The sequence below is a fragment of the gamma proteobacterium symbiont of Lampromicra miyakona genome (genome assembly GCF_059730895.1).
Genome location: NZ_AP035932.1, coordinates 3,946,723 through 3,961,466, shown reverse-complemented (window position 1 = coordinate 3,961,466; position 14,744 = coordinate 3,946,723). Strand labels below are relative to the sequence as shown.

Annotated in this window: 11 protein-coding genes; 6 read left to right on the top strand and 5 right to left on the bottom strand. The window is 58.5% G+C overall.

Translation table 11 applies throughout. The annotated features are described in order from the left end of the window. Positions 1-85 precede the first annotated feature (85 nt). Positions 86-1,366 carry a dicarboxylate/amino acid:cation symporter gene (locus tag AC6I8P_RS18620; RefSeq protein ID WP_031279619.1) on the top strand — a complete coding sequence of 427 codons (1,281 nt, stop codon included), beginning with the start codon at positions 86-88 and terminating at the stop codon, positions 1,364-1,366. 242 nt (positions 1,367-1,608) lie between these two features. Further along, positions 1,609-3,123, top strand: a complete 1,515-nt coding sequence (locus AC6I8P_RS18615) for a M16 family metallopeptidase (RefSeq protein ID WP_421040088.1) — start codon at positions 1,609-1,611, stop codon at positions 3,121-3,123. 134 nt (positions 3,124-3,257) lie between these two features. Here the strand turns inward: AC6I8P_RS18615 and AC6I8P_RS18610 are convergent, their stop codons facing one another. Together AC6I8P_RS18610 and kdgK are read right to left on the bottom strand one after the other, a co-directional pair. Further along, the gene (locus AC6I8P_RS18610; protein WP_498030863.1) at positions 3,258-4,130 is read right to left on the bottom strand and encodes an alpha/beta hydrolase; all 873 of its coding nucleotides are present in this window, start codon (positions 4,128-4,130) and stop codon (positions 3,258-3,260) included. A 396-nt stretch (positions 4,131-4,526) separates the two neighbouring features. After that, entirely contained in the window at positions 4,527-5,465 is a 939-nt protein-coding gene (gene kdgK / locus AC6I8P_RS18605) for a 2-dehydro-3-deoxygluconokinase (RefSeq protein ID WP_159378054.1), read from the bottom strand. A gap of 283 nt (positions 5,466-5,748) precedes the next feature. Here kdgK and pdeH point away from each other — a divergent pair, with 283 nt between their 5' ends. After that, positions 5,749-6,522, top strand: coding sequence for a cyclic-guanylate-specific phosphodiesterase (pdeH, locus tag AC6I8P_RS18600; protein ID WP_021506997.1), 774 nt, complete (start codon positions 5,749-5,751; stop codon positions 6,520-6,522). 61 nt (positions 6,523-6,583) lie between these two features. Continuing rightward, positions 6,584-8,644 (top strand): AsmA family protein, encoded by a 2,061-nt coding sequence (locus tag AC6I8P_RS18595; RefSeq protein WP_264441792.1) that lies wholly within the window; start codon positions 6,584-6,586, stop codon positions 8,642-8,644. Here the strand turns inward: AC6I8P_RS18595 and ppiC are convergent, their stop codons facing one another. Continuing rightward, positions 8,645-8,926, bottom strand: coding sequence for a peptidylprolyl isomerase PpiC (gene ppiC / locus AC6I8P_RS18590; RefSeq protein WP_498030862.1), 282 nt, complete (start codon positions 8,924-8,926; stop codon positions 8,645-8,647). Between the two features lie 166 nt (positions 8,927-9,092). Here ppiC and rep point away from each other — a divergent pair, with 166 nt between their 5' ends. Further along, complete coding sequence (rep, locus tag AC6I8P_RS18585) at positions 9,093-11,114, top strand: DNA helicase Rep (RefSeq protein WP_021506994.1); 2,022 nt, start codon at positions 9,093-9,095, stop codon at positions 11,112-11,114. Positions 11,115-11,252: 138 nt separating this feature from the next. Here the strand turns inward: rep and ppx are convergent, their stop codons facing one another. Continuing rightward, positions 11,253-12,737: an exopolyphosphatase gene (ppx, locus tag AC6I8P_RS18580; RefSeq protein WP_127833521.1), complete on the bottom strand. Its 1,485-nt coding sequence runs from the start codon at positions 12,735-12,737 to the stop codon at positions 11,253-11,255. A gap of 6 nt (positions 12,738-12,743) precedes the next feature. After that, positions 12,744-14,039, bottom strand: coding sequence for an ATP-dependent RNA helicase RhlB (gene rhlB / locus AC6I8P_RS18575; RefSeq protein ID WP_031279615.1), 1,296 nt, complete (start codon positions 14,037-14,039; stop codon positions 12,744-12,746). A gap of 116 nt (positions 14,040-14,155) precedes the next feature. Here rhlB and trxA point away from each other — a divergent pair, with 116 nt between their 5' ends. Next, positions 14,156-14,488 carry a thioredoxin TrxA gene (gene trxA, locus AC6I8P_RS18570; protein WP_021313352.1) on the top strand — a complete coding sequence of 111 codons (333 nt, stop codon included), beginning with the start codon at positions 14,156-14,158 and terminating at the stop codon, positions 14,486-14,488. Positions 14,489-14,744 lie beyond the last annotated feature (256 nt).

Here is a 14,744-nt window from a genome sequence, read left to right as displayed (position 1 = left end):
TAAGGTCATACGCTTCCAGGCGGCTTGCCGCATGCGTTTCTCCATAACAATGGCGGTGAATGCCGTCTATACCTGGACACCTGTTATGAAACTGTTCAAAAGCCTCTACTTTCAGGTGCTGGTTGCCATCGGCATCGGCGTCCTGTTAGGCCACTACTACCCTGAGTTAGGCGCGCAAATGAAGCCGCTTGGCGATGGCTTCGTTAAGCTGATCAAGATGATCATCGCCCCCGTGATTTTCTGTACGGTGGTGACCGGTATTGCCGGCATGGAGAGCATGAAAGCAGTTGGACGGACCGGCGCAGTGGCGCTGCTCTATTTCGAAATTGTCAGCACCATCGCGCTGATTATCGGTCTGGTGGTGGTCAACGTGATCCAGCCGGGCGCGGGAATGAACGTCGATCCGGCGACGCTGGATGCCAAAGCGGTTGCGGTCTACGCGCAGCAGGCTGAGCAGCAGGGCGTGATTGCCTTCCTGCTGGACGTGATCCCGAACAGCGTGGTCGGTGCCTTCGCCAGCGGTAACATCCTGCAGGTGCTGCTGTTCGCTATCCTGTTTGGCTTTGCGCTGCATCGCCTCGGTAACGCCGGCACCGTGATGTTCAACGTCATCGAGAGCTTCTCGAAGGTGATTTTTGGCGTGATCAACATGATCATGCGTCTGGCACCGATTGGTGCGTTCGGCGCCATGGCGTTCACCATCGGTAAATATGGTGTCGGATCGCTGGTGCAGCTCGGTCAGCTGATTATCTGCTTCTACATCACCTGCGTACTGTTCGTGGTGATTGTGCTGGGCATTATTGCCCGCTGGGCCGGCTTCAACATCTTTAAGTTTGTTGCCTACATCAAAGAAGAGCTGCTGATTGTACTGGGTACATCTTCTTCCGAGTCGGCGCTGCCGCGCATGCTGGATAAGATGGAGAAGCTGGGCTGTAAGAAATCGGTGGTCGGGCTGGTGATTCCAACTGGCTACTCGTTCAACCTCGATGGCACGTCGATTTACCTGACCATGGCGGCGGTGTTTATCGCTCAGGCGACCAACGCCCACATGGATGTCTTCCACCAGATCACGCTGTTAGTGGTGCTGCTGCTCTCCTCCAAAGGCGCGGCAGGGGTGACCGGCAGTGGCTTTATCGTGCTGGCGGCAACGCTGTCGGCGGTGGGACATCTGCCGGTGGCCGGTCTGGCGCTGATTCTCGGCATTGACCGCTTCATGTCGGAAGCCCGTGCGCTCACCAACCTGGTGGGTAACGGTGTGGCAACTGTGGTGGTGGCGAAGTGGGTCGGCCAGCTCGATGAAGCGCAGATGAAAGCGACGCTTTCTTCAGCGAAAAAGGTCAATAACGCTTCACAGACCAGCGCGTAATCCTCTATTTGCGTTAATTTGTCGTGAAATGCCCGCTGTCGCTTGCCCTGACAGCGGGCATTTGCATAATAACCCCATTGATTTTTTTCCCGATTTTTTTCCTCGTCGCGCGACATCCTGACCTTCCTGTGGTCAAAGAGTCTGTCGTTGTATAAACGTGGCGGCAGCCTGCCGCCGTGGTTCGCTGAAAAGCGGCCGCCTATGGCGCGCACGAGCGTTTATCTGTTTGAGTAGGGGTTCACATGCAGGGCATCAGAATTCGGCTTTTGGTTGGCGGATGGCTGCTTGCGGCATCTGGCTTCGGCGTCCACGCCGAAACACTTCAGCCTGATCCCGCCTGGCAGGAAGGCAAACTGGACAATGGTTTCAGCTGGCAGCTGCTGACCACACCACAACGTCCGAGCGATCGCATCGAGCTGCGCCTGATAGTTAATACCGGTTCGCTGGTGGAAAGCGCCCAGCAAACCGGGTTCAGCCATCTTTTACCGCGTCTGGCGATGGTACATAACACCGCGCTGGATACCAATCAGCAGCGCGCACTGTGGCAACAGGCGATGGATCCGCAGCGACCGCTGCCGCCGGCCATCTCGTCTTATGATTTCACCCAATACAATCTCAGCCTGCCGAACAACCGGCCGGAGCTGCTGAAAGAGGCGCTCAGCTGGCTGGCGGCCACCGCCGGTAAAATGACCATTAATGAGCAGGTGGTGTCGACCGCACTGACCGCCACCGATCCCATCGCGACCTGGCCGCCCAATACGCAGGATGTGTGGTGGCGCTATCGCCTGAAAGGGTCGACCATGCTGACGCATGATCCGGGCGAACAGCCGCGTGCGCCGGTGGATATCGCGCAGCTTAATGCCTTTTACCAGCAGTGGTACACGCCGGACGGCATGACGCTGTACGTGGTGGGCAACGTGGATAGCCGCAGCATGGCGGAGCAGATCAACAAAGCGTTCTCGCCACTGCAAGGCAAACGGGTGGCGCCCGCGGCGCTGCCCACGCTGTCGCCGCTGCCGCATCAGCCAATCAACCTGGTTAACGGCGGCATGATGCAGGATCGCCTGTCGCTGGTGTGGGATACGCCATGGCAGCCGATCCGCGACTCGCAGAATCTGCAGCGCTACTGGCAGAGCGATCTGGCGCGCGAAGCGCTGTTCTGGCACGTCCAGCGCGCGCTGGCCGACAGCAAAGCGCAAAACGTGCAGGTTGGCTTCGACTGTCGCGTGCTGTATCAGCGTGCGCAGTGCGCCATTAACATGGATTCGCCTAACGCGTCGCTGGTGCAGAACCTGAACCAGGTGGCGCGTGAGCTGGCCACCGTGCGTGACAAAGGTCTGCCGCAGGAGGAGTTTGATGCGCTAATGGCGCAAAAGCTGCTGGAACTGAACAAACTGTTTGCTACCTACGCGCGCACCGACACCGATATTCTGATGGGGCAACGTCTGCGCTCGCAGCAGAATTCCGTGGTGGATATCGCGCCGGAGCAGTACCAGAAACTGCGTCAGGCGTTTCTCAGCGAGTTAACGCGCGACCAGCTCAACCAGGAGCTGCGCCAGCAGTTAACGCAGGAGCTCACCATGGTGCTGATTCAGCCGCAGGGTGAGCCCGAAACCAACGTCAGGATGCTGCAGGACAGCTGGGACAAGGTGATGAAGGTTCCGGATGCGCCTGCCGCCGCTGCTACCCCGGACGAAGCTAAACCCGAAAATAATGGCAGCGCGAGCGCGACCGATCCGGCTCAACCCTCGTCATAACACAGGGCGCATGAGTCCCCGCAATAAGGTGCGCTGCAGCAAGGCGGCACGGGTGTTCATCCTCAGGAGCTTACGTAAGCGACCGGGATGAACGCGCGCCGCCAGCGCCGCTGCGGTTCAACGTAGCAGGGGCATCAGGTCTTTACGCGCAGCCATTCGGTCACCAGCATCGGCCAGCTGGCCAGCGGCAGATCCGCCACGCCACGAATCCCAAAGCCGTGGCCGCCTTTCTGATAAAAGTGAATTTCCGCCGGCACCTTGTGCTCACGCAGGGCACTAAAAAACACCATGCTGTTATTAACGGAAACCGTCTCATCGTCAGCAGCGTGGATCAGCAGCGTCGGCGGCGTCTGGCCGTGCACGCGCGTCTCCAGCGAATAAGCATCAATGCTTTTTGGATCGGGCCACGCGCCCAGCAGGCGGGTGCGTGAACTTTCATGCGCCAGACCGTCGCGCATGCTGATGACCGGATAGAGCAGCACCATCGCATCAGGCCGCGGTGACAGGCTGTCGGCCTGATCCTGCAGTGGATAGATTTTTTCGCCAAAACGGGTGCCGAGGCTGGCGGCCACGTGCCCGCCGGCGGAAAAGCCCATCATCACGATGTACTTTCCGTTCAGGCCGCGCTGTGAGCGCTCGCGCAGCACGCGCACCGCACGCTGGGCATCGGCCAGCGGCGCATCCGGTCCTTCATGATGGCCGTCGTACGGCAGGCGATAGGTCATTACCGCCAGGGTGTAGCCCATCGAGGTGAAAAAGGTGGCGAGGGCGCTGCCTTCGCGGTCGATCAGTACGCGCTGATACCCGCCGCCCGGTGCCACCAGCAGGGTGATACCGTTTGAGGTTTCCGGATGCCAGATCGCCATCTCCGGGCAGCGCACACCGGTGGCGGCGCGGTCGTAAGGTTCGAACTCTCTGGCCAAATCGACGATCTGCGGCTGAGCGCGCGAGTCACTCGCGCCTGGCGCGTCGCCGTGCGGCCAGATATTGATAATTTCTGTGTGCATAAATCTGTCCTGAGCGAGTCATGTTGTCGTTATTGTGTTCGCGGTCGACCTGACAGCTTCCTGCTGTGGTTGATTAAAACATGGTCTTTTTTCGCGCGATCGTCCAGCCGAAAACCGCCGGCGTCGCCAGTTTCGGACTATGCCTGGCGGTCGGGTTTATCGTCGTAATGCATTGAATTTAAATCAGTCTGATTAGCGGCATTTAAGTGGTGAGCGTCAGGCAGAGAGGAGGCTGGATGGCGTGCGTCATTAGTAAAAATTGCCCGGTGAATCTGCGTCATTAAGCCAAATTTTCGCGGTGATATTTTTCAGCGTAATAATCAATTTCTCGTCAGGGCAGAGGGGAAATTGTCGCGACGCGCAGCAGGCAGCGCGGCGCGACAATCGTGTGCGGTGTTAAACGGTTTTTGGCATCGCGCTGGGCGGAATAATCGCGCCGCGATGCTGAATGACCGTGCTGGCGGTGAGATGGCCGCGCGCTGCGGCCTGCTCCACGCTGCCACCCGCGAGGCGCACGGCCAGATAACCGGCGCTGAAGGAGTCACCTGCGGCGGTGGTATCGACAATCTGCGCCGGAGCCAGTTTGATGGCCGCAACATCCCGCAGCGGCTCTTCGCCGCGCGCCACCAGGCAGGAGTCGGCACCACGTTTGATCACAATCTCCTGCACGCCGGCGGCGCGCGTGCGCGCAATCACGTCCGCCAGCGGCTGTTCGCCCCACAGCAGGTGTTCATCATCCAGCGTCAGGAAGGCGATATCGGTGTGGCGTAGCATCGCCGCATACGCCTGCTGCGCACTGGCGCTATCCGCCCACAGACGCGGCCGGTAGTTGTTGTCAAAAATCACGGTGCCACCGTTTTGCCGGCAGGCACTGAGCAGCGCCATCAGCTTTTCGCGGCTGGCCTCAGGCAGGATCGCCAGGCTGATGCCGCTCAGGTAGAGATAGTCGTAATGCGCCAGCTGCTGACAGATGGCCCCGGCCTGCGGGCTATCCAGCCAGAAGCGCGCGGCAGCATCGCTGCGCCAGTACCAAAAGGTGCGCTCGCCGTGGGCATCGGTTTCGATGAAGTAAAGCCCGGGCATTTTGTCCGGCAGGCGCTGCACCAGTTGCGTGTGCACCTGCTCCTGCTGCCAGGCCGCGATCATCTGGTCGCTGAAGCTGTCGGTGCCAAGCGCGGTGACATACTCCACACGCAGCTGGCTGGAATCGCTCTGCCGTGCCAGATAGATCGCGGTATTCAGCGTATCGCCGCCAAAGCCGCGTTTGATGTTCTCACCTTTTTCGGACAGCTCAATCATGCATTCGCCAATAATGGCGATGGTTTTCTGCGTCATGGTGTTTGGCCTGTAGTGAATGCTGCGCTCTAGTCTCGCGTCTGGTATGGCAGTCGTCAATGCTTTTTAAAACGCTGTTTTAATTTGCCTTAAGGCGTAAAACCGCGCTTCTGCACCGATTTAGCGGCCAAACCGGGGGTTGTTTTGCCGATTAAGCCGCAGACACGCTGCTAGACTCAACAGCTCGTGTGGCTGCGCAGACCAATAAAGTTATCCAGGGGAGAGCCGATACTTGCCACTGAGATGCTATTTGCAGGCACTCAATACCAACCAGGAAAACACCATGGTGATGAAGAATTTGAGTCATCGGCTGCCTTTTTCTCCCGAACTTGAGCAACAACAGGAAACCCGTCTCTACTGGCAGCAGTGCCAACGGTGCTACACTTTCCAGCCGATTTACCAGGTTTCTGGCCGCTTACTGGCTATTGAACTGCTTACCGCCGTGGTGCATCCCGCCGCACCTGAGCAAAACGTGTCACCCGAAGACTATTTCGAGGCGCTTACCATTGCCCAGCGTCTCGACATCGTCCAGGAGCAGCTTGAACTGTTATTACAGTGGGCTTCCTTCTTCAGCCAGCGCCAACTGGTGGCCTCCGTCAATATTGATGGACCCACGTTACTGGCCATTCAGCAGCATGCGCCCGTGCGCGCGCTGATCGTCCAGCTGCCGTGGGTGCGCTTCGAACTGACCGAGCATCACGCGCTGCCGCAGGAAGAGATGGTGGCGCAGATGCCGGAGCTGGGCCCGCTGTGGCTGGATGACTTTGGGTCCGGCATGGCCAACTTCTCCGCGCTGACCGAACTGCGCTACGACTACATCAAGCTCTCGCGCGAGCTGTTTATGCTGCTGCGCGCCAGTGATGAAGGGCGCTCGCTGTTCTCCATGCTGCTGGCGCTGATTAACCGTTACTGTAACGGCGTGATCGTCGAAGGGGTGGAAAACGAGGAGGAGTGGCAGCAGGTACGCAACTCGCCCGCCATGGCCGCACAGGGCTATTATTTTTCACGTCCGCTGCCGTTTAACCAGCTGGAAAACCTGGTACTTGAGCTTCCGTGATTCCGTTCTGCCGCGTCTCGACTATCTTTAAGGAGACGTGGAAGGGCAAGGAGGAGGCAAAATGTCGCGTACAGGAAAAATAATTAGCTGGGTGATCGGGATTTTATTGTTGCTGGTTGTGGTGGTCGTGGTGATTATCGCCACCTTTGACTGGAACCGCCTGAAGCCAACCATCAACCAGAAAGTCTCGGCAGAACTGAACCGACCGTTCGCTATTCGCGGCGATCTTGGCGTGGCCTGGGTGCGCAATCGCGAAGAGCCAGGCTGGCGCAGCTGGGTGCCGTGGCCGCAGGTGCACGCTGACGATGTCATGCTCGGTAATCCGCCCAGCGTGCCGGAAGTGACAATGGTGCATTTGCAGCGGGTGGAAGCCACGCTGGCGCCGCTGGCGCTGCTGCACAAAGAAATTTACCTGCCGTGGATTAAGATGCAGCAGCCGGATGCGCGACTGGTGCAGACCGCCGATAAGAAAAATAACTGGACCTTCAACCTCGCCAGCAGCGAAAACAGCGACCCCAACGCGCCGCCTTCGGCATGGTCATTCCGCCTTGATAACATCCTGTTCGATCAGGGACAGCTGCGCTATCGCGACGCCATCAACAAAGCCGATGTCACGGTGAAGATCAATCCGCTGGGTAAACCGGTGCCGTACGCGCAGGTCGCGGGCGGTAACGACCAGCAAAAAGGGGCCGGCGATTTTGTGTTTGGCTGGCAGGCGAGCGGGACCTACAACAACCAGAAACTCGATGGTGACGGTAAGATTGGCGGTATGTTGTCGCTGCGCAGCAAAACCACGCCGTTCCCGTTACAGCTCGACGTACGCAACGGCACCACACGTGTGCGCGTGGATGGCACCCTGCAGGATCCGCTCAATCTCGGCGGGCTGGATGTGCGGCTGCGCTTCTCCGGCGACACGCTGGCAAATCTGTACGGCTTAACCGGCGTGCTGCTGCCGGACACGCCACCGTATGAAACTGACGGCCACCTGATTGCGCGTTTCAACGAAGAGAAAGGGCCGCTGTTCCGCTACGAAAAATTCAACGGTCATATTGGTGACAGCGATATTCACGGTTCGCTCAGCTACCGTCAGGGCAAACCGCGTCCGACGCTGAGCGGCGAGCTGACGTCGAACCAGCTGCGTATGGCGGACCTTGGGCCGCTGATTGGGGTTAACTCCGGCAAGGGCAGTGAAAAAACGGCGCAGGCCAAAGCACAGCGCGGTGAGGCCAGCACCCAGCCGGCGGATCGCGTGTTGCCACATGACAAGTTCGATACCAAAAACTGGGATGTGATGGACGCTGACGTGAAGTTCAGCGGCAAGCGTATCGAGCACAGCAGCAAGCTGCCGCTCAGCGATCTCTATACCCATCTGCAGCTGAAAAATGGCGACCTGCTGCTGGATCCGCTGCGCTTCGGCATGGCCGGCGGCAGCATTAATTCGACCATCCATCTGGAGGGCGATCGCTCACCGATGCGCGGCCGCGCCGACCTGCATGCGCGCAAGCTGCAGCTGCGTCAGCTGTTCCCGGATGTCACCGCCATGCAGCGTAGTCTCGGCCAGCTCAACGGGGATGCCAGCCTGACCGGCACCGGCAATTCGGTGGCCGACCTGCTGGGCACCAGCAATGGCGAGCTGAAACTGTTGATGAACGATGGCCTGATCAGCCGCAGCCTGATGGAGATTGCCGGGCTGAACGTTGGTAACTATGTGGTGGGTAAACTGTTTGGCGACGATGAGGTGCGCATCAACTGTGCCGCGACCGACCTGAATATTAGACAGGGACTGGCGACGCCGCGGCTGTTCGTGTTCGATACCGAGAACGCGGTGATCAACGTTACCGGCAACGCTAACTTTGCTAATGAGCGGCTGGATCTGTCGATCAATCCGGAGAGCAAGGGCATTCGTATCATTACGCTGCGTTCGCCGCTGTATGTGCGCGGCACCTTCAAAAACCCGGATGCCGGAGTCAAAGCCGGTCCGCTGCTGGCGCGCGGTGCCGCAGCCGTCGCGCTGGGGGCTGTGGTCGCGCCGGCGGCCGCACTGCTGGCGCTGATTTCGCCGAGCGACACCGATGACAATCAGTGCAGCAACGTACTCCAGCAGATGAAAAGCAAAAAGTGATCAGTTACGCCACAGCACTTTGATGATGTGGTAGCCGAAAGCGGTTTTCACCGGTCCGTAAGGTTGCAGCAGCGGGCAGGTGAACACCGCTTTATCAAATGCCGGCACCATCTGCCCTTTGCGAAACTCCCCCAGATCGCCCCCGTTACACCCGGACGGGCAGGTCGAGTGTTTTTTTGCCAGTTGCTGAAAGTTCGCGCCTTTTTCCAGCTGCGCCAGCAGCGCTTTCGCCTGCGCTTCCTGTTTCACCAGGATATGTAAAGCCGCCGCGGTTTTCGCCATGATGGTGTTCCGTTATGTATGTATAATATTCGACGCATTATAGCGTAGTGCGCGTCAGTTGTAGGGTCGCCATTGATGGCGACCTTTGCGCTCAGGTGCGCATCAATGCGCACCCTACGGCGCGATGTAAATCTTCCTGTCTGATTAAATTGAGTGATGTTTTTCTATGCGTCTTAATCCCGGCCAACAACGTGCTGTCGAATTTGTCACCGGTCCCTGTCTGGTGCTGGCCGGTGCGGGTTCCGGTAAAACCCGCGTGATCACCAATAAAATCGCCCATCTGATCCGTGAATGCGGCTATCAGGCGCGCCATATCGCGGCGGTGACCTTCACCAACAAGGCGTCGCGCGAGATGAAAGAACGCGTGGCGCAAACGCTGGGACGCAAAGAGGCGCGCGGCCTGATGATCTCAACCTTCCACACGCTGGGCCTGGAGATCATCAAGCGCGAGTACAAGGCGCTCGGCATGAAATCGACTTTCTCGCTGTTCGACGATCAGGATCAGCTGGCGCTGCTTAAGGACCTGACCAAACAGTGGCTGGAAGAAGATAAAACCCTGTTGCAGCAGCTGATTTCCACCATCTCCAACTGGAAAAACGACCTCGTTGATCCGCAGGGCGCGGCCGGCCTCGCCAAATCGCAGCGCGACCAGATTTTTGCCCATTGCTACGCGCTGTACGATCAGCATCTGAAAGCCTGTAACGTGCTGGATTTCGACGATCTGATTCTGCTGCCGACCCTGCTGCTGCAGCGGAATCAGGAGGTGCGCGAACGCTGGCAACAGCGCATCCGCTATCTGCTGGTGGATGAGTATCAGGACACCAACACCAGCCAGTATGAGCTGGTGAAGTTGCTGGTCGGCGCCCGGGCGCGCTTTACCGTGGTCGGCGATGACGATCAGTCTATCTACTCGTGGCGCGGCGCGCGGCCGCAGAACCTGGTACTGCTGAAAGAGGATTTCCCGGCGCTGGAAGTGGTGAAGCTGGAGCAGAACTACCGCTCGACGCAGCGTATCCTTAAATGCGCCAATATCCTCATCGCTAACAATCCGCACGTGTTTGAAAAGCGGCTGTTCTCTGAGTTGGGCGAGGGCAGCGAGCTAAAAGTGCTGAGCGCCAACAACGAAGATCACGAAGCCGAGCGCGTGGCGGGCGAGTTGATTGCCCATCACTTTATCAATAAAACCCAGTACAAAGATTACGCGATTCTTTATCGCGGTAACCATCAGTCGCGCGTGTTTGAAAAGCTGCTGATGCAGAACCGTATTCCTTATCGCATCTCCGGCGGCACGTCTTTCTTCTCGCGGCCGGAAATCAAGGACTTGCTGGCCTATCTGCGCGTGCTGACCAATCCTGAAGATGACAGCGCGTTTCTGCGCATCGTGAACACGCCGCGTCGCGAGATCGGCCCCGCGACGCTGCAGAAGCTGGGTGAGTGGGCCAATCTGCGCAACAAAAGCCTGTTTAACGCCAGCTTTGATATGGGGCTGGAACAGACGCTTTCCGGGCGCGGGCTGGAGCATCTGCAGCGCTTTACCCACTGGCTGAATGACATCGTTCAGCTCACCGAGCGTGAACCGGTGAATGCGGTGCGCGACCTGATTCGCGGCATCGACTACGAAAGCTGGCTGTTTGAAACCTCCCCCAGCCCGAAAGCGGCGGAAATGCGCATGAAGAACGTCAATACGCTGTTTCAGTGGATGACCGAAATGCTGGAGGGCGACGAACTTAACGAGCCGATGACGCTGGCGCAGGTGGTGACGCGTTTTACCCTGCGCGACATGATGGAGCGCGGCGAGAGCGATGAAGAGCTCGATCAGGTCCAGCTGATGACGCTGCACGCCTCGAAAGGGCTGGAGTTCCCCTATGTCTATCTGGTGGGCATGGAAGAGGGGCTGCTGCCGCATCAGAGCAGTATCGATGAGAACAATATCGAAGAAGAGCGTCGCCTGGCCTACGTGGGCATCACCCGCGCGCAGAAAGAGCTGACTTTTACCCTGTGCCGCGAGCGCCGTCAGTACGGCGAGCTGGTGCGTCCGGAACCAAGCCGCTTCCTGCTGGAATTGCCGCAGGATGATGTGGCGTGGGAGCGTGAGAAAAAGGTGATCAGCGCCGAAGAGCGGGTGAAAACCGGGCAAACGCGCGTCGCCGGCTTACGTGCGATGCTGGAGAACGCGAAGAAGGGGTAATGGTTTCGTCAGAGCCGCAAGCCTGGTCTCTGGCGAAAATCGTTGCGCGCGCCGCAGAGGCAAAGCGCCCGGCAAAGCAAATTTCACTCGCGTAAAAGCGCAGTTGCCGGGCGTTTTTCAATGCAGCAGCAGGTTCGATCAGGAAATCGTCAGCAGCCAGTGCACATACGACTGGTAATGGCTCTCCTGCTCCAGCAGCTCGGCGCGCAGCGGATGCGCAGCCAGCCAGCCTGCCGGCAGCGTCAGATGCAGCGCATCATCATCCGCCTGCAGACGCACCGCCGGCAGCGTGTCGTCGCGCCGCCGGCTGGAGAAGATGATTGCCAGCCGCAGCAGACGGCTCAGCCGATCAGCCATGCGCGGCGGCACGGCGTTTTGCTGCGTCAGCAGCGCCAGATCAATGCTGCCGCTCTGGTTCTGCAGCAGGCAGGCCAGCATTTTTTTCTGTGCGGGGGTGAAACCAGGAAGATCGAGATGGCGAATCAGATACGCGGCGTGCTGCGGTGCCTGGCGGAAATCGACGCTCAGGCCAATTTCGTGGATTGAACAGGCGCTGAGGAGTAAATCGCGACATCGCTGATCCAGCTTCCAGCTGCTGCTCACCTGACGGAAAAAGCTCTCTGCCAGCTGGCGCACGCGGCCGGCCTGCTCAACATCAATGGCGAAACGACGCTGAACGTTCTGCAGCGTGCGGCTGCGAATATCGCGGTCAATCGGCAGATGCAGCATGCCGTACACCAGCCCTTCGCGCAGTGCGCCGCCGGCCAGCGTCATGCTCTCAATGCTCAGCTCGTGGAAAATGGCGATCAGAATCGACAGGCCGCTGGGAAACACCAGCGCGCGCTCCAGCGTCAGCCCTTCAATCTCCAGCTCCTCCAGCTTGCCGCACTGAATGGCACGCTGTTTGAGCTGCTGCAGTTTGCTCAGAGTGATGCGCTCATCCATGCCCTGCGCCACCATGATCTCCTGCAGCGCCTGGACGGTGCCGGACGCGCCCACGCAAATCTGCCAGCCTTTCTCTCGCAGTGCCGGCGCAATCGGACGGATCATTTCACGTGCGGCCTGTTCGGCCTGGGCAAAGTTCTCTTTGGCGAGATGACGATCGCTGAAGAAGCGCTCCAGCCAGGTCACACAGCCCATCGACAGGCTAAACAGCGTCGTGGCGTGCGCACCTTCGCCGGTCACCAGCTCGGTGCTGCCGCCGCCGATATCGACCACCAGCCGCTGGTCAGAGCCGCCGGTGGTGTGCGCAACACCCTGATAGATCAGGCGCGCTTCTTCCTCGCCGCTGATGACGTTCACCGCACAGCCGAGAATCTGTTCCGCCTGAGTCAGAAAATCCTGCGCGTTGCTGGCAATGCGCAGCGTGGCGGTTGCCACCACGCGGATTTGTTCCGGGGGAATGTCCTGCAACTGCTCGGAGAACAGACGCAGGCACTGCCAGCCGCGCTGCATCGCCTCAGCTGAGAGATGGTTGGCCGCATCAAGACCTGCCGCCAGACGCACCTTGCGTTTAATTCGCGCGACGGTCTGAATACTGCCGGACACTTCGCGCACCACCAACATATGAAAGCTGTTAGAACCTAAATCAATCGCAGCATAAAGTGACGATGCGCTTAGCATGTGTGCTTAACCCGAACGTTTACGGTTGTTGTTGCGCGGGGCACCGCCGCGACGGTTGCTGTTGTTGCCACCGCGACGTGGACCGTTGCCCGAGCGGTTACGCTGCAGGCGTTTCGGTGGCGGCAGGTCGCTCAGCAGGGCGTCGCTGTTGTACTTGCTCACCGGAATACCGTGACCGATGTACTCTTCAATCGCCGGCAGGTTAAGCGCGTACTCTTCACAGGCCAGGCTGATGGAGTGACCGCTGGCGCCAGCACGACCGGTACGGCCAATGCGGTGCACGTAATCTTCGCGATCGTCCGGCAGGTCGTAGTTGAAGACGTGCGTAACTGCCGGGATGTGCAGGCCGCGCGCGGCGACGTCGGTGGCAACGAGGATATCCACGTCACCTTTGGTGAAGTCGTCCAGAATGCGCAGGCGTTTTTTCTGCGCCACGTCGCCGGTCAGCAGGCCCACGCGGTGACCATCGGCAGCCAGGTGGCCCCAGATATCTTCACAGCGGTGCTTGGTGTTGGCGAAGACGATGGCGCGGTCCGGCCACTCTTCTTCCAGCAGGGTCTGCAGCAGACGCATCTTCTCTTCGTTCGAAGGGTAGAACAGCTCTTCTTTAATACGGTGGCCAGTTTTCTGCTCGGGCTCAACTTCAACGTATTCGGCGTTGTTCATGTGCTCGAACGCCAGTTCACGTACGCGATAAGAAAGCGTGGCCGAGAACAGCATACTCAGGCGCTGGGTGGCCGGCGGCATGCGGCGGAACAGCCAGCGAATGTCTTTAATGAAGCCGAGATCGAACATGCGATCTGCTTCATCCAGTACCACGACCTGAATGGCGCCGAGGTTGATGTGATTTTGTTTGGCGTAGTCAATCAGGCGTCCGGTGGTGCCCACCAGAATATCGACGCCGTCTGCCAGCACTTTCAGCTGCTTGTCATAGCCATCGCCGCCATAGGCCAGGCCCAGCTTCAGACCGGTGGCCTGCGCCAGCGGCTCGGCATCGGCATGAATCTGCACCGCAAGCTCACGCGTCGGTGCCATGATCAGCGCGCGTGGCTGATTAACCTGGCGGCCTTCAGCAGCAGGATGAGAAAGAAGATAATGAAACGTTGACGTCAGGAACGCCATCGTTTTGCCGGTACCGGTTTGCGCCTGACCCGCGACATCACGCCCTGAAAGCGCAAAAGGCAACGCGAGCGCCTGAATCGGCGTGCAGTTATGAAAGCCTTTTTTATCAAGGGCTTCCACTACCTGTGGGTGCAGGGCGAAGTCGGAAAACTTCTGTTCTGTTAAGTGTGTTTTGCTCATAGTGTGGTAGAATATCAGCTTACTATCGCTTTACGAAAGCGTATCCGATGAAATAAAGTCAACCTACGTTGGTATATTTTACGCCAATTCGCCAGGCATAATCTTTGGAGTTAAACATGAGCAGCGATAAAATCGTTCACCTGACCGATGACAGTTTCGACACTGACGTGCTGAAAGCCGACGGTGTGACGCTGGTAGATTTCTGGGCTGAATGGTGTGGTCCTTGCAAAATGATCGCCCCGATTCTCGACGAAGTCGCAGAAGAGTACGACGGTAAGCTTACCATCGCCAAGCTGAACATTGATGAAAACCCAGGTACTGCGCCAAAATACGGTATTCGCGGTATCCCGACCCTGCTGCTGTTCAAGAACGGCGAAGTGGCGGCGACCAAAGTGGGTGCGCTGTCTAAAGGTCAGCTGAAAGAGTTCCTGAACGCTAACCTGGCCTAAGCCCGGCGCGGTGTTTGTTCGGCAGTGGTGAATTTTTTCGCCACTGCTGGACGTCTCCCTTCAGGCGTGTTAAGTTGACCTCACTGCATTACGCACTTACCTTGTAGTTTGCATCTAAAGTTTTCCCTTGTCAGACCCAGCTCGCATTGAACGTTTTCGTGGTTTGGCAATCTGACGGCTAGCACATTCGGCATCACCTTTCGACCGTCTCCTCGCTTCCTATCGCCACATCTGACGATAACCGTCGAGCAGCGTT

What these genes read in the sequence shown, in the direction of transcription:
- AC6I8P_RS18620 (WP_031279619.1), top strand. Translation starts at nt 86, where the DNA reads ATGAAACTGTTCAAAAGCCTCTACTTTCAGGTGCTGGTTGCCATCGGC.
- AC6I8P_RS18615 (WP_421040088.1), top strand. Translation starts at nt 1,609, where the DNA reads ATGCAGGGCATCAGAATTCGGCTTTTGGTTGGCGGATGGCTGCTTGCG.
- AC6I8P_RS18610 (WP_498030863.1), bottom strand. Translation starts at nt 4,130, where the DNA reads ATGCACACAGAAATTATCAATATCTGGCCGCACGGCGACGCGCCAGGC.
- kdgK (WP_159378054.1), bottom strand. Translation starts at nt 5,465, where the DNA reads ATGACGCAGAAAACCATCGCCATTATTGGCGAATGCATGATTGAGCTG.
- pdeH (WP_021506997.1), top strand. Translation starts at nt 5,749, where the DNA reads ATGGTGATGAAGAATTTGAGTCATCGGCTGCCTTTTTCTCCCGAACTT.
- AC6I8P_RS18595 (WP_264441792.1), top strand. Translation starts at nt 6,584, where the DNA reads ATGTCGCGTACAGGAAAAATAATTAGCTGGGTGATCGGGATTTTATTG.
- ppiC (WP_498030862.1), bottom strand. Translation starts at nt 8,926, where the DNA reads ATGGCGAAAACCGCGGCGGCTTTACATATCCTGGTGAAACAGGAAGCG.
- rep (WP_021506994.1), top strand. Translation starts at nt 9,093, where the DNA reads ATGCGTCTTAATCCCGGCCAACAACGTGCTGTCGAATTTGTCACCGGT.
- ppx (WP_127833521.1), bottom strand. Translation starts at nt 12,737, where the DNA reads ATGCTAAGCGCATCGTCACTTTATGCTGCGATTGATTTAGGTTCTAAC.
- rhlB (WP_031279615.1), bottom strand. Translation starts at nt 14,039, where the DNA reads ATGAGCAAAACACACTTAACAGAACAGAAGTTTTCCGACTTCGCCCTG.
- trxA (WP_021313352.1), top strand. Translation starts at nt 14,156, where the DNA reads ATGAGCAGCGATAAAATCGTTCACCTGACCGATGACAGTTTCGACACT.